Source organism: Sphingobium sp. VMM (assembly GCF_056790315.1).
On sequence record NZ_JBXGSI010000006.1, the window covers coordinates 80,900 to 107,289 of the forward strand.

Below are 26,390 nucleotides of genomic sequence, written 5' to 3' on the forward strand. Positions count from 1 at the left end.
CGTGACCAAATCGCGCATCGACAGCGCCGCCGCGATCAGCGTGATGGATCTGTTCACCATCGGCATCGGCCCGTCCAGCTCGCACACGGTCGGGCCGATGCGCGCCGCGCTGATGTTCATGGATACGCTGCCGACCTGTCCGGTGCGCGTGCAGTGCGAACTTTACGGGTCGCTGGCGCTGACCGGCCGGGGCCATGCCACCGACAGCGCGATCCTGCTGGGCCTGTCGGGCCACAGCCCCGAAAATGTCGATCCCGATGCCATCCCCGCCATCCTTCAGGCGATCCGTGACGATGGCCGCATCCGCGCCGGCAGCGCCCATCTCGACTGGGTGCCGTTCGAGGAAGCGCGCGACCTTGTCTTCCGCATGGGCGAATTTCTGGAGGCACACAGCAACGGCATGCGCTTCACCGCCTGGCTGCCGGGCCGGGACGAACAGCTGGTGCGCGACTATTATTCGATCGGCGGCGGCGCGGTGCTGCCTGGCGCCATTCCCGCCGACCCGGATATTCCGCTCGGCCATAATGTGGTTCAGCCCTTTCCCTTCTCGTCCGGCGCCGAACTGCTGGCGCAGGGGGAGGCGACCGGCCTCAGCATCGCCACGCTGGTTCTCCGCAACGAGGGCGCCTGGCGCGCCCAGGGAGAGACCGAGGCCTTCCTCGACAGCGTGATCGACGCCATGTCCGCCTCGATCGATCGCGGCCTGAAAGAAGAGGGCCTGCTGCCCGGCGGGCTCAAGGTGCGCCGCCGGGCCAAGGCGATCCATAACAAGCTGCGGTTGCAGGGCGCCAGCGTCGGCCCCGCCCAGATCTTCGAATGGGTCAGCCTGTTCGCGCTGGCGGTGAATGAGGAAAATGCCGCCGGCGGCCGGGTCGTCACCGCACCCACCAACGGCGCGGCCGGTGTGATCCCGGCGGTGCTTCATTATTATCGCCGCTTCGTCCCCGGCGCCGATCGGGAAGGGGAGCGCCGCTTCCTTCTCACCACCGCCGCCATGGGCTTCCTCTACAAGAAGCGCGCCTCCATCTCGGCCGCCGAAATGGGCTGTCAGGGCGAAGTCGGCGTTGCCTGCTCGATGGCGGCGGCGGGTCTCGCCGCCGTGCTGGGCGGCACCAACAGCCAGGTCGAAAATGCCGCCGAGATCGGCATGGAACATAATCTGGGCCTCACCTGCGATCCGATCGGTGGCCTCGTCCAGATCCCCTGCATCGAACGCAACACCATGGGCGCGGTGAAGGCGATCAACGCCGCCTATCTCGCCCTCCAGGGCGATGGCCGCCATATCGTCAGCCTCGACGCGGTGATCGAGACGATGCGCCAGACCGGCGAGGATATGGCCAGCCGTTACAAGGAGACATCGCTTGGCGGTCTGGCCGTCAATGTCGTGGAATGCTGAAGGAAGGCGGCCTCATTTCGTCGCTCCCGGCCCACGGGAACGCGCCGAACTGAGCGGCTTTCGTGGCATTAATGCCACATTATCAGCTGTTTATCTGAGGTTCATGAAACAAATATGACCGCTCCGGCTTGAGCGTCTCACCCCCAAGGGGAAGAGAAAGACAACGGAGTGATGTTTATGCGTAAGTTGATGGTCGCCACTTTGCTGGCCGGTGGTGCAGTCGCCGCGCCGGCGCTCGCACAGGATGCCACCCCGACCTTCACCGGCCCGCGTGTCGAAGCGATCCTGGGCTATGACCATACCGGGGCCGGCAGCTCGATCGACAATGACAATGGCAGCGACGATCAGAAGATCGACGGCCTGCTCTATGGTGTCGGCGCGGGCTATGACGTGAATGTCGGCGGCGCCGTCGTCGGCGTCGAGGGCGAGTTCACCGACTCGACCGCCAAGAGCAGCCGCAACGACTTCACCGACCAGTTCGGCTATGGCCGCGTCAAGCAGGGCCGCGATCTCTATATCGGCGCCCGCGCCGGTATCCTCGCCGATCCTTCGACCCTCATCTATGTGAAGGGTGGCTACACCAACACCAAGCTGGGCGTGCTGGCCGGTGACACCAACCAGGTCACCGACACCTCGTTCAAGCTGGACGGCTGGCGCGTCGGCGGCGGCGTGGAGCGCGCGCTCAACGCCAACACCTTCGCCAAGATCGAATATCGCTACTCCAAATATGACAGCGCCCATATCGACTTCATGGACGGCTCGACCAGCAGCGAATTCGATGTCGACACCGATCGCCATCAGGTCGTCGCCTCGGTTGGCTGGCGCTTCTAAAACGATACGGAAAGGGGGCCGGTCACCGATCGGCCCCCTTTTTTGCAGCATCCGCCCATAGCCTCTATCAGCCGCCCTGCGGGGATGTTACTTACATGGTTGTGAGTAACGCGATTCCCCATCTGTACCCGGTTGGCATCCAGCCCGACGACATCGACTTCATGGGTCATGTCAACAATGCCAGCTACCTCAAGTGGGTGCAGGATGCCGTGCTCGACCATTGGCGCGCGCTCGCCCCGGCCGAGGCGGTGGCCCAGCATCTCTGGGTCGCGCTCAAGCATGAGATCACCTATCGCAAGCCAACCTTCCTGGATGATGAAGTGATCGCCACCGTCCTCCTCGAAAAGGTGCAGGGCGCCCGTGCCTTCTACGAAACCGTGATCCGCCGTGGCGAAGAAGTGCTGGCCGAGGTCAAGTCGAGCTGGTGCTGCGTCGATGCCTCCACCCTGCGCCCGGCCCGCATTGCCCGCGAAGTGATGCAGCATTTCTTCGCGCCCGACGACAGCGGCACCAGCGCCGACTGATCCCAACCCATGAATGGCAGGGTTGCAGCGCGGGAACCCGCTTGACCCATGCGCGGATGTTTGCATTAGTCCGACAAATAAAGGGCCGGTGACGGGGCGGCGAAGAGCGCCGTCCGCTGCGGCCCTGTCGGCGAAGCGCGTCTGTCGATCATCATGCGCTCGCCCGATGGATGAGGGAGAGGGCGTTGATGCGGTGGCAGTCGGGAATGACATATCTGGGGTTTGGCCTGCTGCTGGGCAGCGCCACCATGGCGATCGCGGCCCCCGCCACGCCGCCGCGCCAGCTCGACATCGTCAAAAGCATCGCCAAGGGCAAGCCGGAAGCGAAGGACGAAGCCAGCGCCCGGACGTCCTACCTCCTCGTCTATTTCAAGGACGAGACCCACTCGCTGCATTTCGCGACCTCGGCGGACGGCTACAGCTTCACCGACGTCAATGACGGTGCGCCGGTCCTCAATGGCCGCGATGTCGCCGAACAGAAGGGCATCCGCGATCCCTATATCATGCGCGGCCCGGACAATGCCTTCTACCTCGCCATGACCGACCTGCATATTTTCGCCAGGCGCGAAGGGCTGCGCGATACCGACTGGCAGCGGCCGACCGACAGCTATGGCTGGGGCAATAACCGCTCGATGATCTTCATGAAATCCTATGATCTCACCCATTGGACGCTGGCGTCCGTGACCATCGATCAATTGTTCAAGTCGACCGCCAATGCCGGCACCGCCTGGGCGCCGGAAATGATCTATGATCCCGACAAGTGCAAGATCATGGTCTATTTCAGCACCCGCAACGGCAAGGAGACCGACCATATGGTCTATGCCTATGCGGATGACGCCTTCACCACGCTGACCAGCGAACCGCGCGACCTGTTCACCTATCCCAAGGCCGGCATCGGCACGATCGATGGCGATATCACCAGGGTCGGCGATCGCTACCGCCTCTTCTATGTCGCGCATGACAAGCCTGGCCATCTGCGTCAGGCGACCTCATCGCGCATGGATGGCGGCTATGTCTTCGATCCCGCCAAGATCGACCCGGAAACGGTCGGCACCGAAGCGCCCAATTTGTGGCGGCGCCACGGCACCGACACCTATGTGCTGATGTATGATGTGTTCGGCGCCAAGCCGGTCAACAATATGGGCTTTTCGGAGACGGAGGATTTCGTCCATTTCCGCGACATCGGCCATTTCAACGCGCCGGGATCGCCGATGAAGGCGACCAACTTCACCCAGCCCAAGCACGGCGCCGTCATCCCGATCACCCCGGCAGAAGCGGAGCGGCTGAAAACCTATTTCCAGAAATAGGGGGCAGGGGAGGATCGCACCGGATCGGCTCAGCGCCGCCGGTGCGATCCGCCATCCTTACAGCGTCGCTTCGATCGCGCGCGCCGCCTGGTCGGGATCTTCGGCCTGGCTGATCGGGCGACCGATCACCAGCATCGACGCGCCCCGGTCCAGCGCCTCGCGCGGGGTCACGGCGCGCTTCTGGTCGCCCATGGCGCCGCCCGCCGGACGCACGCCGGGCACGACGAAATAGCCGTCGGGCCAGATCTTCTTGACCAGTGCGACCTCCTCGCCGGAACAGACGATGCCATCGAGGCCGGCGTCCCGCGCCAGTTCGGCGAGGCGCGTCACCTGTTCCTCGGCCGCGCCATTGACGCCGATGTCGTTAAGGTCGCCATTGTCGAGGCTGGTGAGCACCGTCACCGCCACCACCTTGGTCTTGGTGCCGGCCGCCGCCTTCGCATCCTCCAGCATCGCCCGGCCGCCGGCCGCATGGACCGTCAGCACCGCCGGCTCCAGCCCGTGCAGCGCCTGCACCGCCTTGGCCACCGTATTGGGAATGTCGTGCAGCTTGAGGTCGAGGAAGATCGGCAGGCCGAACTTCATCATCTCATGCACGCCATGATGGCCATTGGCGCAGAAGAACTCCAGCCCCAGCTTCAGCCCGCCGACATGGTTGCGGACCTGCCCGGCCAGATGCTGGGCCTTGGCAAGGTCGGGCGTGTCGATGGCGACATAGATCGGGCTGCTCATGCTTGTCCTGTAGGGGTAAGGGGCGACGGCGTGGCGTCGGGCAAGATCGGGGTTGTCACCGTCACAGGCGTGGCCGGCGCGGCGGAAGCGGTTGCGGCGACCAGCGCACGCTCGGTGCTCTCCAGGCGGCGCTTCATGCGCCAGCGCGTCGCGCGGGCCATGATCCAGAAGGGCATGGCGCCCAGCAGGAATGCGCCGATCAGAAGCACCGGCAATTTGGTTTCCATCACCATGTCGCCCCACAGGCGCACGGTCACGGGGACATAGTTCGCCATGCAGAAGAAGGCGAGGGCGACGGCGATGACGACCCAGAAGGCAGTCCGCAGAAATTGCATCGGCGATCCTCTCGCTGCTGATAGGGCGGTCAGCCTAGGCGATTTTGGCGAAGGGCGAAAGCGCCTGTTCAGATTTCGCGGATGGCGACCATCATCGACAGGCTTTGCGTGGCGCCTGGCGCCAGCATCGCCATGCCCACGGGCCGGTTGATCGCGTCCGGCATATGGCTGACCGGCTCCAGGCAGAAGAAGTCACCGGCGGGCGGGCGGAAGACATGCAGCCAGTCCGCACCCTGCGCCGTCAAGGTCAGGCGGATGCCGTCGCCGCGATCGACCAGCGCCACATGGTCCCAGCCGCCATGGACATTGTCGATCAGGCTGTCGCCGGTCACGCGCGCGCCCTGCGACCAGTCGCCCAGCGCATCGGCCGACACTTCCCGTTCGGGCAGCATGTCGGGGGAGGAGAGCCAGAGCGTGTCGGCGTGGAAGCGCAGCATCGTGTCGCCGTCCAGCGCGAAATAGGGATGGAAGCCAAGGCCGCAGGGCATCGCGCTGTCGCCCAGATTCTGCACCAGCAGCGTGACATCCAGCGCATCCTCGCCCAGCCGCACATGCTGCTGTGCGCGCCAGGCCCAGGGCCAGCCCGCATCGCCGTCATGCGTCTGTTCCAGCCTGACGTTATGGCCCGACTGTTCCAGCACATGCCACGGCCGCTGCCAGCCAAAACCATGGATGCTGTGGGGATGGTCGCCGAAATTGAGCGGCAACTGATAGCTTTGCCCGTCCACGCTATAGCGCCCATGGGCGATGCGGTTGGCATAGGGCACCAGCGGGAAGCTGGCCATGTCCAGCGGATCATGGCTGTCCTGCGGCGCGCGGCGCAGCAGGGCCACGCCGTCGCGATCGAAGGACAGGATCGACCCGCCAATGTCAGGGGCGAGCGCGCAACTGAGCGCGCCCGCCTTCAGGGTGACGATCTTGCTCAGCCGACCATGTCCTCAAGCTCGCGGCCCTTGGTCTCATGGACCATAGCGCGCACGAAGAAGAAGGAAATGGCGGCAAACAGGGCATAGCCGGTATAGGTCACGACCAGGCCCGGCGACACGGCGAGCGAGGGGAAGCTGACCGAGATCGCCGCATTGGCGATCCACTGGGCAAAGCCGGCGACGGCCAGGCCCGAACCACGGATCTGGTTCGGGAACATCTCGCCCAGCATCACCCACATGATCGGACCCCAGCTCAGGTTGAAGAAGATCACATAGAGGTTCGCCGCGATCAGCGCCATCAGGCCATTATGGCCCGGCAGCACCACGCCGCCATCCGCGCCGGTGACGGCGGTGGAGAAGGCATAGGCGACGATCGCCAGCGTCACCGCCATGCCGGCGGAGCCGATCAGCAGCAGCGGCTTGCGGCCGATCTTGTCGACCAGCATGATCGTGCCCAGGCACGCGCCGATCGACAGCACGCCCGACAGGATGTTGATCTGCAGCGCATTATCCTCGGAAAAGCCGACGGCTTCCCACAGGGTGGCGCCATAATAGAAGACGACGTTGATGCCGACCAGCTGCTGGAACACGGCCAGGCCAATGCCGGCCCACACGATCGGGCGCACCTTGCCGCTGGCCTTGTCGATCAGGTCACTGAGCTTGGGGCGGTGATGATCGGCGGCCAGGCTGGCGCGGATCTCGGTAACCTTGCGATTGGCTTCCTCGGCACCGAACAGCTTGGTCAGGACCGCGCGGGCGCGTTCGTCCTGGCCGCGCGCGACCAGATAGCGGGGGCTTTCCGGGATCACCAGCAGCGCCAGGAAATAGATGGCGGCCGGGATCGCCTGCAGCCAGAACATCCAGCGCCAGGCCGGGAAGTCGAGCCACAAGGGCGCGGTCGAACCGCCGGCATAGCGGGCCAGCACGAAATTGGCGACGAACGCGCCAGTGAGGCCGGAAATGATCATCACCTGCTGCACGCTCGACAGCCGGCCGCGGATCGATGCGGGGGTGACTTCGGAGATATAGACCGGCGAGATGACGCTCGCCGCGCCCACGCCCAGGCCGCCGATGATGCGGGCGATGATGAAGATGGCGGAGGAACCGGCGGCACCGGCCAGCAGCGCGCTCACCAGGAACAGGATCGCCGCCAGCATCATCACGCCGCGACGGCCGATGATGTCGGCCATGCGGCCTGCGCCGAACGCGCCGATCGACGACCCGACCAGGATCGCGCCGACATTGACGCCGATGCCCAGCTTGCCCAGGTCGAAGGCGGCTTCCAGCCCCTTCTGGGTGCCGTTGATGACGCCCGAATCATAACCGAACATGAAACCGCCGATCGTGGCGACGGCCACGATCGCTGCGATGAAGGCCATATTGACCTTCCCGGCGCTCCCCTCACTCATCTGCTTGTCCTTCCAGCTCTCTATTTCTTCTATATCGTGGCGACATGGCCCGGCAGCCCCGCGACGCCGGCGTCGAAGGCGAACAGATCGCCTGCCAGGGGCTGTTCTGTCAACGCTGTCACATCCAGTCCCTTGCGCGCCGTCGTGGCATAGGTCGTCATCAGCTCCGGGCCGCCAAAGGCGATCTTGGTGATGTTGGCGACGGGGAAGCGGATTTCCCGCATCAGCCGCCCGGCCGGATCATAGCGGCGCACCGCCCATCCGCCGAACAGCCCGGTCCACAGACAGCCTTCGGCATCGACCGTGGGGCCATCGGGATAGCCCGCGCCATCCTCGATCCGGGTGAACAGGGTGGCGGCGCCGGCGACGCCATCGGCATCGACCGGGCATTGCCAGATGGCGCGACCCAGCGTGTCGGTATGATAGAGGATGCGCCCGTCGGGCGAGAGGGCAGGGCCGTTGGTGATCGACACGGCGGCCAGCCCGCTCTCGACCAGGTCGCCGCGATGCAGCCGATAGAAACGGCCGCTTTCCTCTTCCTCCGCATCGTCCATCGACCCGAACCACAGGGCCCCGCCGGGTGCCACCGTGGCGTCGTTCAGCCGGTTGCCCGGCCGATGCGCCTCGGGCGCGTGGAGCAGGGTGAAGGCGCCGCTCTTCGGATCGAAGCGATGCACGCCCGATTGCAGGCCGACCGCGAACAGCCCGTCGTCGGTCGGCACGATCCAGCCGACCTGGCCCGGCGTGGTCCAGCTCTTGGACACGTCCAGCGCCGGGTCGAAGCGGTGGATCGCATGGCCCTTGATATCGACGAACCACAAGGCCGCCTCGCGTTCGACCCAGATCGGCCCTTCGCCCAGTATCGCCCCGACCGACAGGACGCTGCGCGGTGCGGCGTCGCTCATATCAGCGCCAGCCGGCGTCGATGAAATAGTCATGGCCGGTGCAATAGCGCGCATCGTCCGACGACAGGAACATGGCCAGCGCGGCGACGTCGACCGGCAGGATGCGGCCGTCCAGGCACTGGGCCGCGACGATCTCGGCCTCGCCTTCGGGCGTGTACCATTTTTCCTGGCGCAGCGTCTTCACATTGCCCGGAATGATCGTGTTGACGCGGATATTGTCGCGGCCAAGGTCGCGGGCCAGGCTGCGCGTCAGCCCCTCGATCGCCGCCTTGGCGGTCTGGTAGAGGATGAGGTCGGGCAGGGCGAGGTGCCAGCTGATCGAACCGAAGTTCAGGATCACGCCGCCGCCCGCGCGCTTCATCGCCGGGATCGCCGCCTGCGCCGCGAAGAACTGGTGGCGCAGATTGACCGCCATCCGCTCGTCCCAATAGGCCTGGGTCACATCCTCGATCGTGTGGCGATCGTCATTGGCGGCGTTGTTGATCAATATGTCGATCCCGCCCAGTTCCGCCTCGACCCGCGCCATCATCGCCTGCAGCGCGTCGATGTCGCGCAGGTCGCAGGCGTGGAAGATCGGGGTGAAGGCGCAGCCGCTCAGCCGTGCGGCCAGCGCCTCGCTCTCGGGGATGGCGATGTCGCAGAAGGCGACATGCGCGCCCTGCATCGCATAGGCTTCGACCAGCCCTTCGCCGATGCCGCTGCCGCCGCCGCTGATGAAGACCCGCTTGCCCTTCAGGCTCGGGTAGATGGCGCGGCTCATGCAGTTTCTTTCTGGTCGACGGCCGAGAGCAGACCGCGCCCGGCAAGATTGGTCATCAGCGCGGTCAGGCCAAAGGTCCAGGGTGCGGCGTCCTTCGACGTCACCACCGGATTGATCAGCTTGCCCAGGCGCGGGGTGGAGATGGCAACGATGTCACCGACCTTGTGGGTAAAGCCGCGACCTTCCTCATCACGGTCCTGCACCGGCGCGAACAACGTGCCCAGGAAAAGGGCGAAGCCATCAGGATATTGATGTTCGGACAGGGTCTGGCGCACCAGTTCCAGCGGATCGCGGCTGATCTGGTCCATCCGGCTCGTGCCTTCGAGCATATAGCCTTCCGGCCCCTCGATGGTCAGGCCGACTTCGGCATTGCGCACATCGTCGATGGTGAAGTCGCCGTCGAACAGGCGGACGAGCGGGCCGAGCGAGCAGGACGCATTATTGTCCTTCGCCTTGCCCAGCAGCAGGGCGGAACGGCCCTCGAAATCGCGCAGGTTGACGTCATTGCCCAGCGTCGCACCCACGGCCTGGCCATCGGCATTGACCAGCAGCACGACCTCGGGTTCGGGATTGTTCCAGGTGGAATCGGACCGGATGCCGATTTCCGCCATCGGGCCGACCGTCGCCAGCACCGGTGCCTTGGTGAAGACTTCCGCATCCGGGCCGATCGCGACCTCCAGATATTGCGACCACAGGCCGTCCTCGATCAGCGCGGCCTTGAGCGCAGCGGCTTCCTCGGTGCCCGGCACCACGGCGCGGATCGATCCGCCCACCCGCTCTTCCAGGCGGCCACGGATTTCGGCGGCAGCGCCGGCATCGCCGCGCGCCCGTTCCTCGATCACGCGCTCCAGCGCCGACAGGGCAAAGGTTACGCCACAGGCCTTGACGCATTGCAGGTCGACCGGGCTCAGCAGGGCCGCCTCGATCGCGTCCAGATCGCCGATCTTCTCGCCATCGGTGGCGGCGACGAAGGGCAGCTTCTCGACCAGCTGGGCGCTGGTCGGCGCGATCGCGCTCATGTCGTACACGATGCCCTGCGACACCAGGATCGGGCTCGGGCCCGCGTTCGTCTGGATGCGGCCCAGGAAAAGCCCGGTCCGCCAGTCATGCGGCAGACAGTCAAGCAAGGCGGTATCCCCCGGCATCATCTTCTCCTATGCACCTGGTTGTTGATTGATAGCGCTACCAACATGGAAGGGCGGTGCAAGTCAAGACCCTCTGGTGAAAATCGCTCGCAGCGTCGGGGCGTCGGGGCTTTGCTGGCCGCGGGTCAGGCGTCATGGCGTGCGCGTGGCACGGCGAATTTCCGGCCTTGCCGCTACGTCAGCCCTTTTCAGTCCCGCCGGGCTGCGGCATAGAAGGGGGACTATGAAGAAGAACCAAGAGAGCGTGCCGGACGCCGGCGCAGAAGCCCTCCAGCCAGAGGATAATGCCCCCGATCTTGCCGATGCGGCGCGCAAGTCTGCCGGAAAGGCCGTGTGGATGGGCACTGCCGTGGGCATCGGTTCGGCCGCGATCGTCGCTGCCCTGCTCTATACCAAGAAGCGTCGCTGAACCGGTCGGGGTCTGTTTCCGGCCCCGCGACCATCCGCGATCAAAAAAAGGAGGCGGCATGTTCTGTGACATGCCGCCCCGGTGCGACCCGCTTGGGGTTCTGTATTTTCCCTGCCTTCGTGACGGGAAGGGAATATTTATGCGCCCGCGCTGCCGCTCAGATAGCTGATCAGTTCGGGCTTGCTGACCGATATGCTCTTGTCGGCATCGGCAGTGGTGAAGGCGCCGCTGGCCCAGGCAGTGACTTCGGCCGGCGGCAGCGTCTTGCCGGTGGCCTTCATCTCCTGATCCTTGAGGGCCACCATCCAGCGCGAAAACTCGCCCTGGTCCAGCTGTCCGTCCTTGTTCGTGTCATAGGCCGGGAATTCCGACTCGACGATCGCGGCGACCGAATTGGCCGGGTTTGCCGGCTGCGCGGCCTGCGGTTCTGCCGGGCTCGCGGGCGCGGCCGGTTGCGCGGCCTGTGCTGTCGGATCGGCCGGCGCAGCCTGCTGCGCCAAAGCGGGCGCTGCGACCAGCATGGCGCTCGTCAGAAGCAAGGTGCGGATCATGGCGACATCCTTTATATCATTGAAACGCGCAGGGCCTGCACTGGGCGCCTGCTTTGGCTTCATGCCTTAATTGCCATGACATAATACATGAAGACTAGGAAAAATTCCTGAATATCGGTTCATCTACGCATTTGGACTTATGAAATGCTTCGGTTCGACTGTCTTTGCTTGGATAATTGCGGCCGGATGAGGCGCGCGCGGGGCAGGGGAGCCTCCTCAATTGCCCCAAAGGGCGCAGGCTGCTAGGCGGCGCGGCAATATCCACCCTCCAGCCGCAGGATTCGCCCATGGTCCCCCGCTATTCCCGTCCCGCAATGACCGCCCTCTGGGAGCCGGAAGCCCGCTTCAAGATCTGGTTCGAGATCGAGGCGCACGCGACCGAGAAGCTGGGCGAACTGGGCGTCGTCCCGCCGTCGGCCGCCAAGGCGCTGTGGGACTGGTGGGCCACCAACCCCGCGATCGACGTGCCCGCGATCGACGCGATCGAAGCCGTCACCAAGCATGACGTCATCGCCTTCCTGACCTGGGTCGCCGAACAGGTGGGCGACGAAGCCCGCTTCATGCACCAGGGCATGACCAGCTCCGACGTGCTCGACACCTGCCTGGCCGTGCAGCTGACCCGCGCCGCCGACCTGCTGATCGAGGATCTCGACAAGCTGCTCGACGTCATCAAGCGCCGCGCCTTCGAGCATAAGCTGACCCCGACCATCGGCCGCAGCCACGGCATCCATGCCGAACCGGTCACCTTCGGCCTCAAGATGGCCGAAGCCTATGCCGAATTTTCGCGCTGCAAGACCCGCCTGGTCGCGGCGCGCGAGGAAGTCGCCACCTGCGCCATTTCGGGCGCGGTCGGCACCTTCGCCAATATCGATCCGCGCGTCGAGGAACATGTGGCGCAAAAGCTCGGCCTCGCGATCGAGCCGGTCTCGACCCAGGTGATCCCGCGCGATCGCCACGCCATGTTCTTCGCGACGCTCGGCGTCATCGCCTCCTCGATCGAACGCCTCGCCGTCGAGGTCCGCCACCTGCAGCGCACCGAAGTGCTGGAAGCAGAGGAATATTTCTCGCCCGGCCAGAAGGGCTCGTCGGCCATGCCGCACAAGCGCAACCCGGTCCTCACCGAAAACCTCACCGGCCTCGCCCGCATGGTGCGCAGCTATGCGCTGCCCGCCATGGAAAATGTGGCGCTCTGGCATGAGCGCGACATCTCGCACTCCTCGGTCGAGCGCTATATCGGCCCCGACGCCACCATCACCCTCGACTTCGCGCTCGGCCGCCTGACCGGCGTGATCGATAAGCTGCTCGTCTACCCCGAGCGGATGATGAAGAATCTCGACAAGATGGGCGGCCTCGTCCACTCGCAGCGCGTGCTGCTGGCCCTGACCCAGGCCGGCGTCAGCCGCGAAGACAGCTATCGCTACGTCCAGCGCAACGCGATGAAGGTCTGGGAATCCGACGGCCAGCTCTCGCTGCTCGAACTGCTCAAGGCCGACGAAGATGTCGCCAAGGCATTGAGCGCGCAGGAAATCGAGGACAAGTTCAACCTCGACTATCATTTCCGCCAGGTCGACACCATCTTCGCCCGCGTCTTCGGCGAAGCCTGACACCGCGCACGGCCAGCGCCGCGCGACAGTAAAGAAAAGGGCGCCCGACCACCCGGTCCGGCGCCCTTTTGCGTCCTTGCGAGCATGGCGAAGTCATGACGATAACGGGTTTTGACCGCTGACGACCAAGCGGTGCCCTCACCATCGTCGTCATCCCGGAGTTGATCCGGGATCCATTCAACGCTCCCCATCCGTCGTAGCGCAGAATGGATCCTGACTTTCGTCAGGATGACACCTGCTGTCACTGGCAAGAAACGACCAAGAGCGACGGTAAATTCCTACCCTTTCAGGGTAGGATGGTCTGGAAGCGATCAGAAGCGGCCCATCCCATCATCGTCACCCTGAACTTGTTTCAGGGGCCATTCCTCCCAATAGACCAATGGCTTGTTAGGCTTGATGGATGCTGAAACAAGTTCAGCATGACGTAGGTGGGATGGCCGCAACCCACCCTCGATTGCTGTCCACAGAGCCGATCGCTACAAAGCGCTCCCCGCAGCGACCTGTCCGCTTATGGCCGGAAAAGCTGCCCGGCGCGACACGACCAAAAATTGCCTTTTACGTTTCTGTATCGGGCGTCCAAAAGCGGACATCTTGCCGAGCATTGTCTGGCAACCGGCGGAACGATGAGTAAAGCCATGAATGAAAGCGTAATTATCCGCGCAAGCATCCGACTTTTATCGACGATAGAAGGAGGGCGAAGGCATGCGATCAGCGGAAGTTACCGTCCGAACCATAATTTCTTTGAGCCGTTGGACCTCGAAATGGCAAGGGGTTCGATTGATGTGCCAAATGGAAAGGAATTAAGACCGGGCGAGAGTGCTGAGTTTCTAATCGAGTTGTTTATTGGACCTCAGCATCAAGCGGAAATTTATCCCGGCCGAAAGTGGCGCATTCAAGAGGGCGCGACATTGGTAGGATGGGGAACCGTCAAAGAAGTCCTATCATGAGGAAGTTGAAGGGGGGCGATGGCAAAAATTGCCCCTCAACGCTCGAAACCCGCCATTCCGCTTCCCACCCAAACCTGTCCTACACCCAGCCAACCCTGCTACACCGGGCCCAGGCTCTTTCCCATCGTCCGCGCACCATCCATCCTCGCAAGAAGATTTCCAACGCGCGCATGAAAATGTCGCAATGTGCAGGAAATATGCGAAGTTAAGCGCTGCTGATCCTATTTTCGGCCCTTGTGCTTGGGGCGCAATCGCGGCGCCGCGTCGGACTGGCGGCGGACCAGTTCATAGTCCAGCAGCATGTGCGGCGGGCCATCCTCGCTCTGGGTGCGGCGGCCCTTGATGTGGCGGACCAGCAGGTCGACCGCCGCCCGCGACATGGCGCTGATCGGCTGGCGGATGGTGGTCAGTTCCGGCCAGATGGTGGTGGCGAGCGAGGTATCGTCGAAGCCGCAGACGGTGAGGTCGCCCGGCACGTCCAGCCCGTTGCGATGGGCGATCGCCACCGTCGCGGCGGCCATGTCGTCATTGCTGGCGAAGATGGCGGTCGGCGGATTGTCCCGCGCCAATATATGCTCGGCCGCGTCCAGGCCGGATCGGTAGGTGAAGAAGCCCTGTTCCACCAGCGCATCGTCCAGCGCGATGCCGGCTTCGCCCAGCGCGCGGATATAGCCCTGATACCGTTCCTCGCTGGCGCTCAGGTTCGGATGCCCCTTGATGAAGCCGATGCGGTTATGGCCAAGGCCAATCAGGTGCCGGGTCATTTCATAGGCCGCGCCCCGGTCGTCGATGCTGACCGCGGCCAGGCTGGCCGGCGCATGGCCGGTCGCCACCACGACGGCGGGGATGCCCGCCTCGCGCAGGGCATCGATCATCGCTTCATGGTCGCACAGCGGCGGCGGCAGCACGACGCCGTCGATCCGGCCGCGCACCAGATGGTCGACCACCGCCTTGATCGCGGTCTGCTCGTCCCATTTCTCGACGACCAGGTCGATGCCGGCACGGCTCGACTGGTCGAGGCTCCCGACCAGAAATTCCGACAGATAGGATGCCGACGGGTTGGAATAGAGCAGGCCGATCCGCGTCTCGTCGCCGCCCGCCAGGCTGCGCGCGGCGGCGCTGGGGGAGTAGTTGAGCGCGGCGATCGCCGCCTCCACCTTCTCCTTGGTCGCCGCCCGCACCACCTGTTCACCGTTGATCACCCGCGACACCGTCATCGGCGAAACGCCGGCATGTTTCGCCACATCGTTGATGGTGGGCGCGTTGCGCTGGCGGCGGGAACTTCTGGCTTCCATCAGTTTTTCGGGGCCTTCGACATGGGGCTAAACCTCTCTGCTAGCGGGATCATTGCGCAAGCTTAAGTAAAATCTCATTTCGGATGCCCCGGCGCATAGGGGAAGCTCAGCGCCTTGTACCAGTCGAGCGGATGGGCGGGCGCCGCGCTGCCGGCGGGCAGGGGGCGGCCGGACACCGACTGGAAATAGGCGATGCAGGCGTCGCGCCACCATTGCGCTTCGCGATGCTGGATCGCCAGGAAGGTCTCGACCTGCGCGAAACGCTCGGCATCGACCTGGGGCTTGAGCTTGGCCCAGTCCCGCTGCATCGCCGCGACCGTTTCGACGCCCCGGTCATAATGATGGATGAGGCCGTCCCACAGTGTCTCGCCCGATTGCAGGCGATAGTCCCAGGGCAGGTGATGGAACCACAGCAGTTCGCGCTCCGGCGTGGTCTTCGGATTATCCAGCAGCTTCGCCAGCGCCGGCGCATATTGGCCGGTGGCATTGCTGCCCGTCCTGGTCCGGTCAAAGCCGATGCCTTGCCTGTCGGCCTTGTGATAATAGACCGGGTTCCATTCGGGCCGCGCCAGTTCGGACACCCAGGGGGCGGGGCCATAATGATGGCCAGTGCCCATGATATGGGCTAGGCCCAGCGGCGTCATATAGTCGACCGCCGCCTCGCGCGATCCCATCATCATCGCGACGATCGGCGCAACCACCCTGGGATCGGGGGAGAAGGTCTGCGCCGCCCATTCGCGCGCGACAGCTTCGGCGGTCAGGTCCGTATCCCACGCCATGCGGCCGAACGCATACCAGTCTGCCTGGTTGAAGATCGACCCGCTCCAGTCGCGGTCGACGCCGATATTGGCGACCCCGGCGATGCCGGTCAGCTTGTGGCCTTCCAGCGATCCGTCGATCACCTTGGCGACGGTCGATCCCTTGCCCCTGGCCAGCGTATCGCTCTTCAGTGTCTCCTCGAACAGCGTGCCGAGATAGGTAAGGTGGGTCGACTGGCCCAGATATTCCTTGGTGATCTGGAATTCCATCATCAGCGGCGTCTTGGGCATCGCGCCGAACAGCGGGTGGAAGGGTTCGCGCGGCTGGAAGTCGATTGCGCCATTCTTCACCTGGACGATGACATTGTCGGCAAACTGGCCGTCGAGCGGCTTGAAGTCGCTATAGGCCTGCTTGGCGCGATCGTCGGGATTGTCATGGGCATAGACGAAGGCGCGCCACATCACGATGCCGCCATGCGGCTTGACCGCAGCCGCCAGCATGTTGGCGCCGTCGGCATGGGTGCGCTTGTAATCCTGCGGGCCGGGCTGGCCCTCGCTGTTCGCCTTCACCAGGAAACCGCCGAAATCGGGGATCGCCTTGTAGATTTCGTCGGCCTTGGCCTTCCACCAGGCGGCAACCGCCGGATCGAGCGGATCGGCGCTTTTGAGGCCATCCAGTTCCATCGGCGCGGTCCATTTGACCGACAGATAGACCTTGATGCCATAGGGGCGGAACAGGTCGGCCAGCGCCGCCGCCTTGGCGATATAGGCCGCCGTCAGGCTGTCCGACTTGGCGTTCACATTGTTGAGCACCGTGCCGTTGATGCCCAGCGAGGCATTGGCGCGGGCATAGTCGGTATAGCGTGGCCCCTTATAATCGGGCAGGCGCCACCAGTCCCAGATCGACTGGCCGGCATAGCCGCGCTCGACCGTGCCATCCAGATTGTCCCAATGGTTGAGCAGGCGCAGGCCGATGCGCGGCGCGCTGCGCATATCGATCCGGTCGAGCGCTGCGCCGGTGCGGGCAAGGCGCAGCCAGGCATAGGCGCCGTGCAGCACGCCGACATCGGTCGCGCCGGCAATCACCGTCACCGGCTTGCCCGCGACCGTCATGGTGCGAATCGCATAACCATCTGCGCCCAGCCCGTCGGTCGATATGGACGGCTTGTCCTGCTGCGCGGCCGATTGCAGCAGGATCGCACCTTGCTGCACTGTTGCTGTCAGGGGCACGGTGGCGCCGGTCAGCCCGGCAATGCCGCGCTGCAATTCCCGCCGGGCGATCATCAGGGTAGGGCTGGCCCCGCCGACAATGCTGCGCGCGTTGGCCCCAATCTGTTGGGCAGCGGCGGCATCGGCCGGCGCATTGCGCAACCACAGATCATAACCGTCTTCCGCCAGCGCACGGGGCGCGCTGATCAAAAGGGCGCTGGCCATGATCCAGCAAAACAGGCGCGCAAACATTCGGTCCTCTCCCCCTTGGCCCGCAGGCAATTTTTTGGTGCATTGCCAACGGTGGCATTGACAAGCAGCTCTTGGGTTGTGATGGTAACGCTATCAGTTGATCGGCGGCAAGCAAAAAGGAAAGCCGCGACAAAATTGGAGAGGGGCGTCGTGATCCGGTCAGTTCAGTTTTTGTGCGCAGCATCAGCGCTGTCGCTGGTGATGGCGGCGCCGCTCACGCCCGTTACGGCAGCACCAGCGACCGGTCAGTCGGCCCGCCCGCTCTACAAGGATGCGTCCGCCCCGATCGAGGCGCGCGTCGATGATCTGCTGGCGCGCATGACGCTGGATGAAAAGATCGCCCAGATCACCACCGTCTGGACCGACAAGGTGAAGCTGCTGGACGCGCAGGGCGAACTGGACCCCAGCAAGCTCAGCCCGACCTTCCCCAACGGCATTGGCCATTTCACCCGGCCTTCCGACGGGCGCGGCAGTTTCAGCCCGCGCGTCGTGCCCGGCCGCGATCCGCGCCGCACCGTGGCACTGGTCAACGGCTTGCAGAAATGGGCGATGACGCAGACCCGGCTCGGCATCCCGATCCTGTTCCATGAAGAAGGGCTGCACGGCTATGCCGCCGTTGGCGCCACCAGCTTCCCCCAGTCGATCGCCATGGCGTCGAGCTGGGATCCCGCCATGCTGCGCCAGGTCAATCAGGTGATCGCCCGTGAAATCCGCGCGCGCGGCGTGCCGATGGTGCTCTCGCCCGTGGTCGACATCGCCCGCGACCCGCGCTGGGGCCGGATCGAGGAAACCTATGGCGAGGATCCCTATCTGGTCGGCGAAATGGGCGTTGCTGCGGTCGAGGGGCTTCAGGGTGTTGGCCGTTCGCGCACGCTCCAGCCCAATCATGTCTTCGCCACGCTCAAGCATCTGACCGGCCATGGCCAGCCCGAAAGCGGCACCAATATCGGCCCGGCGCCGGTATCGGAACGGGAATTGCGCGAGAATTTCTTCCCGCCCTTCGAACAGGTGGTGAAACGCACCGGCATCGAGGCGGTGATGGCCAGCTATAACGAGATTGACGGCGTGCCCAGCCATGCCAATCGCTGGCTGCTGGAAAATATCCTGCGGGAAGAATGGGGCTTTCGCGGCGCCGTCGTCTCCGATTATTCGGCCGTCGATCAGTTGATGAGCATCCACCATATCGCCGCCAATCTGGAAGAGGCGGCGATGCGCGCGCTCGATGCCGGCGTCGATGCGGACCTGCCCGAGGGCCTGTCCTATGCCACGCTCGGCAAGCTGGTGCGCGAGGGCAAGGTCAGCGAGGCGAAGGTCGATCTCGCCGTGCGCCGCATGCTGGAGTTGAAGTTCCGCGCCGGCCTGTTTGAAAATCCCTATGCCGACGCCAATGCTGCGGCCGCGATCACCAATAATGAAGATGCCCGCGCGCTCGCCCGCACCGCCGCGCAGCGGTCGATCACCCTGCTCAAGAATGACGGCATGCTGCCGCTGAAGCCCGAAGGCACGATCGCGGTGATCGGCCCCAGCGCGGCGGTCGCGCGGCTGGGCGGCTATTATGGCCAGCCGCCGCACAGCGTCTCGATCCTCGAAGGGATCAAGGCGCGGGTCGGCACCAAGGCGAACATCGTCTTCGCTCAGGGCGTGAAGATCACCGAGGATGACGACTGGTGGGCCGACAGCGTCACCAAGTCGGACCCGGCCGAAAATCGCAAGCTGATCGCCCAGGCGGTCGAGGCGGCGCGCAATGTCGACCGCATCATCCTGACGCTCGGCGACACCGAACAGTCGAGCCGCGAGGGCTGGGCCGACAATCATCTGGGCGACCGCCCCAGCCTCGACCTGGTCGGCGAGCAGCAGGAGCTGTTCGATGCATTGAAAGCCCTGGGCAAGCCGATCACCGTCGTCCTCATCAACGGCCGTCCCGCTTCCACGGTCAAGGTCAGCGAACAGGCCAACGCCATCCTCGAAGGCTGGTATCTGGGCGAGCAGGGCGGCAATGCCGTGGCCGACATCCTGTTCGGTGACGTCAATCCGGGCGGCAAGCTTCCCGTTACCGTGCCGCGTTCGGCCGGCCAGTTGCCGCTTTTCTACAATATGAAGCCCTCGGCCCGGCGCGGCTATCTGTTCGACACCATAGACCCGCTCTATCCTTTCGGCTTCGGCCTTAGCTACACCAGCTTCAGCCTGTCGGCGCCGCGCCTGTCCGCCACCAGGATCGGCACCGGCGGCAAGACCAGCGTTTCGGTCGATGTCCGCAACACCGGCGCGCGGGAAGGGGACGAGGTCGTCCAGCTCTATATCCGCGACAAGGTCAGCTCGGTCACCCGCCCGGTCAAGGAGCTGAAGGGCTTCCAGCGCGTGACGCTGAAACCCGGCGAGAGCCGCACCGTGACCTTCACCGTCGGTCCCGAGGCGCTGCAGATGTGGAATGACCAGATGCACCGCGTCGTCGAACCCGGCGATTTCGAGATCATGACCGGCAACAGCTCGGTCGCGCTCCAGTCCACCACCCTGACGGTGCAATAAGCCATGATGACGACCCGTTTCGCCCGTCGCCAGGCGCTCGGCCTGCTCGCCTCCACCTCCGCGCTCGCCGCCGCCCCGCTGGCGGCGAAGGGGAAGGGCGGTCCGCTCTACAAGGACGCAACCGCCCCCATCGACCTGCGCGTGCGTGACCTGCTCGGCCGCATGACGCTGGAGGAAAAGGTCGGCCAGATCATCGCGCTCTGGGCGACCAAGGCCGACATCATGGACGATCTCACCTTCTCGCCGGCCAAGGCGAGCAAGGCCTATCCGGCGAGCTTCGGCCAGATCACCCGGCCGTCCGACCGGCGCGGCGCGCCCAATGGGTCGACCCAGGCCGGCGGCGTCGGTGCGCGCTGGCGCACCCCGGCCGATACTGTCGCCTTCATCAATGCCGTCCAGAAATGGGCGGTGGAGGACACCCGCCTCGGCATCCCTGTCCTCTTCCACGAGGAATCGCTCCACGGCTACATGGCGACCGACGCCACCATGTTCCCGATGGCGATCGGCCTTGCCGGCAGCTTCGACCGCCAGCTGATGACCGATGTCCAGTCGGTTATCGCGCGGGAAGTGCGCGCGCGCGGCGTCCATCTCGCCCTCTCGCCGGTGGTCGACATCGCCCGCGACCCGCGCTGGGGCCGGATTGAGGAGACTTTTGGCGAAGACCCCTATCTCTGCGGCGAGATGGGCGTTGCAGCCGTGCTGGGCCTGCAGGGGGAGGGCAAGCAGATCGGCCCGGACAAGGTCATGGCCACGCTCAAGCATATGACCGGCCATGGCCAGCCGCAGGCGGGCGAGAATATCGCGCCCGCGCCGATCAGCGAGCGCGAACTGCGCGAGAATTTCTTCCCGCCCTTCCGTCAGGTGGTCAAGCGCACCGGCATCGCCGCCGTCATGCCCAGCTATAACGAGATTGACGGCGTCCCCAGCCATCAGAACAAATGGCTGCTCGGCGACATTTTGCGCGGCGAATGGCATTTCGACGGCGCCGTGGTCAGCGACTATGGCGCCGTCCCCGAACTCGACACCATCCACCATGTCCAGCCCGACCTGGAGGCGACGGCCCGTGCCGCGCTCCGCGCCGGGGTCGATTGCGAGCTGCCCGATGGCCTGGCCTATCGCACGCTCGTGGAGCAGGTCCGCGCCGGAAAAGTGCCCCTTGAGGCCGTCAACCTCGCCTGCACGCGGATGTTGACGCTCAAGTTCCGCGCGGGCCTGTTCGAAAACCCCTGGCCACGCGCCGATTATGATGCGCTCACCGGCAATGCGGAGGCGCGCGCGCTGGCGCTCAAGGCGGCGCACAAGTCGATCGTCTTGCTCAAGAATGACGGCACCTTGCCGCTCAAGCCCGGCGCCCATCGCAAGGTGGCCGTGATCGGCCCCAATGCCGCGATCGCGCGGCTGGGCGGCTATTCCTCGATCCCGCGCCAGGCGGTTTCACTGCTCGATGGCATCAGGGCGAAGCTCGGCAACCGGGCGGACATCGTCCACGCCCAGGGCGTCTTCATCACCCAGAGCGAGGATCGCTCGGTGGACGAAGTGCTGCTGGCCGATCCGGCGAAGAACCGCCAGCTGATCGCCGAAGCGGTCGAGGTCGCGAAGACCGCCGACATCATCCTGCTGGCCATCGGCGACACCGAACAGACCAGCCGCGAAGGCTTTGCCAAAAACCATCTGGGCGATCGCACCAGCCTCGATCTGGTCGGCGAGCAGAATGACCTGTTCGCCGCGATGAAGGCGACCGGAAAGCCGGTGGTGGTGTGCGCCATCAACGGTCGCCCGCCCAGCTATCCCGCCGTGGTCGATGGCGCCAATGCGCTGATCGAATGCTGGTATCCGGGGCAGGAGGGCGGCACGGCCATGGCCGACATATTGTTCGGAGACGTCAATCCGGGGGCCAAGCTGCCCGTCACCGTCGCGCGCGACGCGGGCCAGATCCCGATCTTCTACAACCGCAAGCCATCCTCGCGGCGCGGCTATCTCTTCGCCGATGCCAGCCCGCTTTTCCCGTTCGGCTTCGGCCTCAGCTACACCAAATTCGCCTTCGGTCCGCCGCGCCTGTCGGCCAGCCGCATTGGCGTGGGCGGCGACGTGACGGTGGAGGTCGATGTCCGCAATGTCGGCACTGTCGCGGGCGAAGAGGTGGTGCAGCTCTATGTCCATGACCAGACCGCCTCGGTCACCCGCCCGCTCAAGGAACTGAAGGGCTTTGAGCGGATCGCGCTGGCGCCGGGCGAAAGCCGCACCGTGCGCCTGACCATCGGTCCCGAAGCCTTCGCGCTGTGGAATCTCGACATGCGCGAAGTGGTCGAACCCGGCCTGTTCGACATCATGGTCGGGCCGGACAGCGCCACGCTTCAGACGATTACATTGGAGATCGCCTGACGGTATTGGCCTGACCAATATCGTTGAAGGCAAATTGATTATCGCCTATGGCCATTATTGGTCATACCAGTTTTAGGGGAGCATCCATGCCCAAGATTACCGGCGCCAAGGTCATCGTCACCTGCCCTGGCCGCAATTTCGTCACCCTCAAGATCGAGACCGAAGAGGGCGTCTATGGTCTGGGCGATGCGACCCTCAATGGCCGCGAACTGTCCGTCGCCTCCTATCTGCAGGACCATGTCATTCCCTGCCTGATCGGCCGGGACGCGCACCAGATCGAGGATATCTGGCAATATCTCTACAAGGGCGCCTATTGGCGCCGTGGCCCGGTGACGATGTCGGCCATCGCCGCCGTCGACACCGCGCTCTGGGACATCAAGGGCAAGATTGCCGGCCTGCCGGTCTATCAGCTGCTCGGCGGTGCCAGCCGCGAAAGCGTCATGGTCTATGGCCATGCCAATGGCACGACGATCGAGGATACGGTCAAGGTCGCGCTGGAATATCAGGCGCAGGGCTACAAGGCGATCCGCATCCAGTGCGGCGTCCCTGGCATGGCATCGACCTATGGCGTGTCGAAGGACAAATATTTCTACGAACCCGCCGACGCCGACCTGCCGACCGAAAATGTCTGGAATACCAGCAAATATCTCCGCATCGTCCCCGAACTGTTCAAGGCGGCCCGCGAAGCGCTGGGCTGGGACGTGCATCTGCTGCACGACATCCATCATCGCCTGACCCCGATCGAGGCCGGGCGTCTGGGCAAGGATCTGGAACAATATCGCCCCTTCTGGCTGGAAGATGCGACGCCGGCTGAAAATCAGGATGCGTTCAAGCTGATCCGCCAGCACACCACCACGCCGCTGGCCGTGGGCGAGATTTTCAACTCGATCCATGATTGCCGCGAACTGATCCAGAACCAGCTGATCGACTATATCCGCGCCACCGTGGTCCATGCCGGCGGCATCAGCCACCTGCGCAAGATCGCGAACCTCGCCGATCTCTATCAGGTCCGCACCGGCTGCCACGGCGCGACCGACCTGTCGCCGGTCTGCATGGCCGCTGCGCTCCATTTCGATCTGTCGGTGCCCAATTTCGGGGTGCAGGAATATATGCGCCACACGCCCGAGACCGACGCGGTCTTCCCCCATGCTTACACGTTCGAAAACGGCGCGATGCATCCGGGCGACAAGCCGGGCCTGGGCGTCGACATCGACGAGGAACTGGCCGCCAAATATGAATATAATCGCGCCTTCCTGCCGGTGAACCGGCTCGAAGACGGCACCATGTTCAACTGGTGATCGCTTGACCTGCTTTGGCCACTCCACGCCGTCATCCCCGCGAAAGCGGGGATCCATCTCCTGCCATAGCCCCAATCGCGAGGTCCGGAGGTGGATTCCCGCGTTCGCGGGAATGACGAAACATTGTCGGAGTGGCCAATGACCACCATCCCCAAACCGTCCGGAAAGGTCCGCTGGATCGTCTGCGGCTTGCTCTTTGCGGCGGTGGTGCTGAGCTATATCGACCGGCTCGTCCTGCCGACGCTCAAGCCCGATCTGCAGGCCCGCTATGGCTGGAGCGAGAGCGGCTATGCCGATCTCGCCATCTGGTTCCAGGCCGGCTACGGCATCGCCTATGTCGCCTTCGGCCGGCTCATCGACCGGATCGGCGCGCGGGCCGGCTATGCGCTGGCGGTCGGCCTGTGGACCGTCGGCCATGTCATGCACATCTTCTTCACCTCGACCGCCGGCATGCTGTTTGCCCGCATTCCGCTGGCGATCGGCGAGGCGGGCACCTTCCCGGCGGCGATCGCCGCCACCAATGAATGGTTCCCCAAGAAGGAACGCGCCTTCGCCATCGGCATCTTCAATGCCGGCTCCAATGTCGGTGCGATCCTGACGCCGCTGATCGTCCCGGTCATTGCGGTCACGCTGGGCTGGCGTTGGGCCTTCATCCTCACCGGCCTGCTGACGGTCTTCTGGCTCGCCGCCTGGCTGACCTTCTACCGCCGCCCGCGCGAAAAGAAGGGGCTGAGCGCGCAGGAACTGGCCTGGATCGAGGCGGACCCGCAGGAACCGGCCCGCCCGGTCAAGTGGCGCACCCTGTTCCGCTATCGCCAGGCCTGGGCCTATATGACCTCGCGCTTCCTGATCGATCCGGTCTGGTGGACCTTCCTCTTCTGGCTGCCCGATTTCTTCAACAAGCAATATGGCGTGAAGATGCTGGATTTCGGCCCGCCGCTGATCGCCGTCTATCTGCTCGCCGATGTCGGCTCTGTCGCGGGCGGCTGGCTGTCGTCGCGCCTGATGGGCCGGGGCATGGCCATCAACCGCGCCCGCAAGACGGCGATGTTCTGTGCCGGGCTTTGTGCCCTGCCGATCGCCTTCGCCGCACAGGCGCCCAATATGTGGATCGCGGTCGGCCTGATCGGCCTCGCCTGCGCCGGGCACCAGGGCTTTTCGGCCAATGTCTATGCGCTGCCGGGCGATCTCTTCCCGCGCTGGATGGCGGGGTCGGTGGTCGGCCTTGGCGGGCTGGCCGGCGCGATCGGCGGCATGCTGATGGCCAAGTTCGCCGGCATCATCCTGGAAACCGTCGGCAGCTTCCAGCCGATCTTCATCGTCGCATCCTGTGCCTATCTGCTGGCGCTGCTGGTGCTGCACCTTATCGTCCCGCGCTATGCGCCCGTGACTCTCTCGCAAGAGGCTGCCTGATCCTGTGACCCGTCTATCGTCCGCCACGCTCGCCGGCCTGCCCGCCGATATCGTCCGTCCCGGCTATGATCGCGCGGCGGTCCGTCCCGGCGTCGTCCATCTCGGCATCGGCGCCTTCAACCGCGCGCACCAGGCGGTCATCTTCGATGATGCCCTGACCGCCGGTGACCTGCGCTGGGGCGTGATCGCCGCGTCGCTGCGGTCGCCCGGCGTGCGCGACCAGATGATGCCGCAGGACTGCCTCTACACCATGCTGGTGCGCGATGGTTCGGCCGAGCAGGCGCGCATCATCGGCGTGGTCAGCCAGGTATTGGTCGCCCCGGAAGACCCGGCCGCATTGGTCGCCTCGCTCGCCGCGCCCGATACCCATATCGTTACCCTGACCGTGACCGAGAAGGGCTATAAGCTCGATCCGGCGACCGGCGCCCTGATCGAGGGCGATCCCCAACTCGCCGCCGACCTTGCCTCGCTCGCCGCGCCGCAGACTGCGCCCGGCTTCCTCGTCGCCGCGCTCGCCGCGCGACGGGCCGCGGGCCTGCCGCCCTTCACCGCGATCAGCTGCGACAATCTGCCGCACAACGGCACCCGGTTGCGCAACGCCGTGCTGGCGCTCGCTGCCCGGCACGACCCGGCGCTGGCCGACTGGATCGCGGCGGAAGGGGCCTTTCCCGAAACCATGGTCGACCGCATCGTCCCCGCCACCACCGACGCCGACATCGCCGCGCTCGCCGACCGGCTGGGGGTGGAAGACCAGGCCATGGTCAAGACCGAACCCTTCCTGCAATGGGTGATTGAGGATAAATTCTGCGGCCCGCGCCCGGATTTCGGCGCCGGGGTTCAGGTCACCGCCGCCGTCGCCCCCTGGGAGGAGGCGAAGCTGCGCCTGCTCAACGGCGCGCATAGCGGCATCGCCTATCTCGGCGGCCTTGCCGGCATCGACCATGTCCATGAAGTGCTGGCGCTGTCCGAAGCCCGGCATTTCGTCGAAACCCTGTGGGACGAGGCGCAGACCACCCTGTCGCCCCCGCCCGAGCTGGACGTCGCCGCCTATCGTCGCGAGCTGATGGCGCGTTTCGACAATCCGACCCTGCAGCATCGCACCCGCCAGATCGCGATGGACGGCTCGCAAAAGCTGCCCCAGCGCCTGCTCGCCACCATCGCCGCGCGGCTGTCGGCAGGGCAGGGGATCGATGCCCTGTCGCTCGCCGTCGCCGCCTGGGTCCGCTGGCAGGCCGGCGTCGATGATCGGGGCGAAGCGCATGTCGTCGACGATCCGCTCGCCGCTGCCATCGCGGCCCGCCTTGCCGACGCCCCTTCCACCAAGGCTCGGGTCGACGCGATCCTCGCCTTCGATGCCGTGGTGCCCGCCGACCTTGCCGGCAACGCCGCCTTCCGCGCCGCGCTGATCCGCTGGCTCGCCATTCTCGAAGCCGACGGTGCCCGCGCCGCGCTCGCCCAGCTCTGACGGAGCCCCTG

22 protein-coding genes are annotated in these 26,390 nt (G+C 65.0%); 12 read left to right on the forward strand and 10 right to left on the reverse strand.

Annotation, left to right across the window (positions count from 1 at the left end):
• Position 1: 1 nt before the first annotated feature.
• From ACUCV3_RS09570 to ACUCV3_RS09585, 4 genes are all read left to right on the forward strand, one after another.
• Entirely contained in the window at positions 2–1,396 is a 1,395-nt protein-coding gene (locus tag ACUCV3_RS09570; protein ID WP_048937372.1) for an L-serine ammonia-lyase, read from the forward strand.
• Between the two features lie 177 nt (positions 1,397–1,573).
• Entirely contained in the window at positions 1,574–2,227 is a 654-nt protein-coding gene (locus tag ACUCV3_RS09575) for an outer membrane protein (protein ID WP_004211411.1), read from the forward strand.
• Positions 2,228–2,322: 95 nt separating this feature from the next.
• Positions 2,323–2,751 (forward strand): acyl-CoA thioesterase, encoded by a 429-nt coding sequence (locus ACUCV3_RS09580; protein ID WP_048937371.1) that lies wholly within the window; start codon positions 2,323–2,325, stop codon positions 2,749–2,751.
• 206 nt (positions 2,752–2,957) lie between these two features.
• Positions 2,958–4,058: a glycoside hydrolase family 43 protein gene (locus ACUCV3_RS09585; RefSeq protein WP_234415745.1), complete on the forward strand. Its 1,101-nt coding sequence runs from the start codon at positions 2,958–2,960 to the stop codon at positions 4,056–4,058.
• 57 nt (positions 4,059–4,115) lie between these two features.
• Here ACUCV3_RS09585 and pyrF read toward each other — a convergent pair whose 3' ends face one another.
• The 7 genes from pyrF to ACUCV3_RS09620 form a co-directional block, all read right to left on the reverse strand.
• Entirely contained in the window at positions 4,116–4,790 is a 675-nt protein-coding gene (gene pyrF, locus ACUCV3_RS09590; RefSeq protein WP_010337957.1) for an orotidine-5'-phosphate decarboxylase, read from the reverse strand.
• Positions 4,787–5,125 (reverse strand): lipopolysaccharide assembly protein LapA domain-containing protein, encoded by a 339-nt coding sequence (locus ACUCV3_RS09595; protein ID WP_048937369.1) that lies wholly within the window; start codon positions 5,123–5,125, stop codon positions 4,787–4,789. The genes pyrF and ACUCV3_RS09595 overlap by 4 nt, the downstream gene beginning before the upstream one ends.
• A gap of 68 nt (positions 5,126–5,193) precedes the next feature.
• Positions 5,194–6,051 (reverse strand): aldose 1-epimerase, encoded by an 858-nt coding sequence (locus tag ACUCV3_RS09600; RefSeq protein WP_337442143.1) that lies wholly within the window; start codon positions 6,049–6,051, stop codon positions 5,194–5,196.
• On the reverse strand, positions 6,048–7,460 hold the full coding sequence (locus tag ACUCV3_RS09605) for a sugar porter family MFS transporter (RefSeq protein ID WP_017501562.1): 1,413 nt from the start codon (positions 7,458–7,460) through the stop codon (positions 6,048–6,050). Before ACUCV3_RS09605 ends, ACUCV3_RS09600 begins: the two co-directional genes overlap by 4 nt.
• 29 nt (positions 7,461–7,489) lie before the next feature.
• Complete coding sequence (locus ACUCV3_RS09610) at positions 7,490–8,365, reverse strand: SMP-30/gluconolactonase/LRE family protein (RefSeq protein WP_048937367.1); 876 nt, start codon at positions 8,363–8,365, stop codon at positions 7,490–7,492.
• 1 nt (position 8,366) lies between these two features.
• Positions 8,367–9,125 carry a D-xylose 1-dehydrogenase gene (gene xylB, locus ACUCV3_RS09615; protein ID WP_048937366.1) on the reverse strand — a complete coding sequence of 253 codons (759 nt, stop codon included), beginning with the start codon at positions 9,123–9,125 and terminating at the stop codon, positions 8,367–8,369.
• Positions 9,122–10,270, reverse strand: a complete 1,149-nt coding sequence (locus ACUCV3_RS09620; RefSeq protein WP_010337963.1) for a fumarylacetoacetate hydrolase family protein — start codon at positions 10,268–10,270, stop codon at positions 9,122–9,124. Before ACUCV3_RS09620 ends, xylB begins: the two co-directional genes overlap by 4 nt.
• A gap of 223 nt (positions 10,271–10,493) precedes the next feature.
• On the opposite strand from ACUCV3_RS09620, the gene ACUCV3_RS09625 reads away from it, so the two are divergent.
• The gene (locus tag ACUCV3_RS09625; protein WP_004211421.1) at positions 10,494–10,679 is read left to right on the forward strand and encodes a hypothetical protein; all 186 of its coding nucleotides are present in this window, start codon (positions 10,494–10,496) and stop codon (positions 10,677–10,679) included.
• Between the two features lie 137 nt (positions 10,680–10,816).
• Here the strand turns inward: ACUCV3_RS09625 and ACUCV3_RS09630 are convergent, their stop codons facing one another.
• Positions 10,817–11,230: an EF-hand domain-containing protein gene (locus ACUCV3_RS09630; RefSeq protein WP_278377148.1), complete on the reverse strand. Its 414-nt coding sequence runs from the start codon at positions 11,228–11,230 to the stop codon at positions 10,817–10,819.
• A gap of 287 nt (positions 11,231–11,517) precedes the next feature.
• On the opposite strand from ACUCV3_RS09630, the gene purB reads away from it, so the two are divergent.
• Together purB and ACUCV3_RS09640 are read left to right on the forward strand one after the other, a co-directional pair.
• Positions 11,518–12,834, forward strand: a complete 1,317-nt coding sequence (gene purB, locus ACUCV3_RS09635; RefSeq protein ID WP_048937364.1) for an adenylosuccinate lyase — start codon at positions 11,518–11,520, stop codon at positions 12,832–12,834.
• Between the two features lie 623 nt (positions 12,835–13,457).
• Positions 13,458–13,781: a hypothetical protein gene (locus tag ACUCV3_RS09640; RefSeq protein ID WP_137405452.1), complete on the forward strand. Its 324-nt coding sequence runs from the start codon at positions 13,458–13,460 to the stop codon at positions 13,779–13,781.
• A gap of 221 nt (positions 13,782–14,002) precedes the next feature.
• On the opposite strand, the gene ACUCV3_RS09645 is transcribed toward ACUCV3_RS09640, so the two are convergent.
• Both ACUCV3_RS09645 and ACUCV3_RS09650 read right to left on the reverse strand, forming a co-directional pair.
• Complete coding sequence (locus tag ACUCV3_RS09645; protein ID WP_048937363.1) at positions 14,003–15,076, reverse strand: LacI family DNA-binding transcriptional regulator; 1,074 nt, start codon at positions 15,074–15,076, stop codon at positions 14,003–14,005.
• Positions 15,077–15,150: 74 nt separating this feature from the next.
• A complete protein-coding gene (locus ACUCV3_RS09650) occupies positions 15,151–17,295 on the reverse strand; it encodes an alpha-glucuronidase family glycosyl hydrolase (protein ID WP_048937362.1) in 2,145 nt (714 codons plus the stop codon).
• Between the two features lie 201 nt (positions 17,296–17,496).
• On the opposite strand from ACUCV3_RS09650, the gene ACUCV3_RS09655 reads away from it, so the two are divergent.
• The 5 genes from ACUCV3_RS09655 (at position 17,497) to ACUCV3_RS09675 (ending at position 26,379) form a co-directional block, all read left to right on the forward strand.
• Complete coding sequence (locus tag ACUCV3_RS09655) at positions 17,497–19,821, forward strand: glycoside hydrolase family 3 N-terminal domain-containing protein (protein WP_234415756.1); 2,325 nt, start codon at positions 17,497–17,499, stop codon at positions 19,819–19,821.
• Positions 19,822–19,824: 3 nt separating this feature from the next.
• Positions 19,825–22,203, forward strand: a complete 2,379-nt coding sequence (locus tag ACUCV3_RS09660) for a glycoside hydrolase family 3 N-terminal domain-containing protein (RefSeq protein WP_048937360.1) — start codon at positions 19,825–19,827, stop codon at positions 22,201–22,203.
• An 86-nt stretch (positions 22,204–22,289) separates the two neighbouring features.
• A complete protein-coding gene (gene manD, locus ACUCV3_RS09665) occupies positions 22,290–23,501 on the forward strand; it encodes a D-mannonate dehydratase ManD (RefSeq protein ID WP_004211435.1) in 1,212 nt (403 codons plus the stop codon).
• Positions 23,502–23,639: 138 nt separating this feature from the next.
• Positions 23,640–24,914 carry an MFS transporter gene (locus ACUCV3_RS09670; protein WP_048937359.1) on the forward strand — a complete coding sequence of 425 codons (1,275 nt, stop codon included), beginning with the start codon at positions 23,640–23,642 and terminating at the stop codon, positions 24,912–24,914.
• Between the two features lie 4 nt (positions 24,915–24,918).
• Entirely contained in the window at positions 24,919–26,379 is a 1,461-nt protein-coding gene (locus ACUCV3_RS09675; RefSeq protein WP_122928194.1) for a mannitol dehydrogenase family protein, read from the forward strand.
• Positions 26,380–26,390: the final 11 nt, after the last annotated feature.

What these genes read in the sequence shown, in the direction of transcription:
- ACUCV3_RS09660 (WP_048937360.1), top strand. Translation starts at nt 19,825, where the DNA reads ATGATGACGACCCGTTTCGCCCGTCGCCAGGCGCTCGGCCTGCTCGCC.
- pyrF (WP_010337957.1), bottom strand. Translation starts at nt 4,790, where the DNA reads ATGAGCAGCCCGATCTATGTCGCCATCGACACGCCCGACCTTGCCAAG.
- ACUCV3_RS09625 (WP_004211421.1), top strand. Translation starts at nt 10,494, where the DNA reads ATGAAGAAGAACCAAGAGAGCGTGCCGGACGCCGGCGCAGAAGCCCTC.
- xylB (WP_048937366.1), bottom strand. Translation starts at nt 9,125, where the DNA reads ATGAGCCGCGCCATCTACCCGAGCCTGAAGGGCAAGCGGGTCTTCATC.
- purB (WP_048937364.1), top strand. Translation starts at nt 11,518, where the DNA reads ATGGTCCCCCGCTATTCCCGTCCCGCAATGACCGCCCTCTGGGAGCCG.
- ACUCV3_RS09580 (WP_048937371.1), top strand. Translation starts at nt 2,323, where the DNA reads ATGGTTGTGAGTAACGCGATTCCCCATCTGTACCCGGTTGGCATCCAG.
- ACUCV3_RS09620 (WP_010337963.1), bottom strand. Translation starts at nt 10,270, where the DNA reads ATGCCGGGGGATACCGCCTTGCTTGACTGTCTGCCGCATGACTGGCGG.
- ACUCV3_RS09575 (WP_004211411.1), top strand. Translation starts at nt 1,574, where the DNA reads ATGCGTAAGTTGATGGTCGCCACTTTGCTGGCCGGTGGTGCAGTCGCC.
- ACUCV3_RS09630 (WP_278377148.1), bottom strand. Translation starts at nt 11,230, where the DNA reads ATGATCCGCACCTTGCTTCTGACGAGCGCCATGCTGGTCGCAGCGCCC.
- ACUCV3_RS09640 (WP_137405452.1), top strand. Translation starts at nt 13,458, where the DNA reads ATGAGTAAAGCCATGAATGAAAGCGTAATTATCCGCGCAAGCATCCGA.
- ACUCV3_RS09650 (WP_048937362.1), bottom strand. Translation starts at nt 17,295, where the DNA reads ATGTTTGCGCGCCTGTTTTGCTGGATCATGGCCAGCGCCCTTTTGATC.
- manD (WP_004211435.1), top strand. Translation starts at nt 22,290, where the DNA reads ATGCCCAAGATTACCGGCGCCAAGGTCATCGTCACCTGCCCTGGCCGC.
- ACUCV3_RS09655 (WP_234415756.1), top strand. Translation starts at nt 17,497, where the DNA reads ATGGCGGCGCCGCTCACGCCCGTTACGGCAGCACCAGCGACCGGTCAG.
- ACUCV3_RS09585 (WP_234415745.1), top strand. Translation starts at nt 2,958, where the DNA reads ATGACATATCTGGGGTTTGGCCTGCTGCTGGGCAGCGCCACCATGGCG.
- ACUCV3_RS09605 (WP_017501562.1), bottom strand. Translation starts at nt 7,460, where the DNA reads ATGAGTGAGGGGAGCGCCGGGAAGGTCAATATGGCCTTCATCGCAGCG.
- ACUCV3_RS09610 (WP_048937367.1), bottom strand. Translation starts at nt 8,365, where the DNA reads ATGAGCGACGCCGCACCGCGCAGCGTCCTGTCGGTCGGGGCGATACTG.
- ACUCV3_RS09595 (WP_048937369.1), bottom strand. Translation starts at nt 5,125, where the DNA reads ATGCAATTTCTGCGGACTGCCTTCTGGGTCGTCATCGCCGTCGCCCTC.
- ACUCV3_RS09645 (WP_048937363.1), bottom strand. Translation starts at nt 15,076, where the DNA reads ATGGAAGCCAGAAGTTCCCGCCGCCAGCGCAACGCGCCCACCATCAAC.
- ACUCV3_RS09670 (WP_048937359.1), top strand. Translation starts at nt 23,640, where the DNA reads ATGACCACCATCCCCAAACCGTCCGGAAAGGTCCGCTGGATCGTCTGC.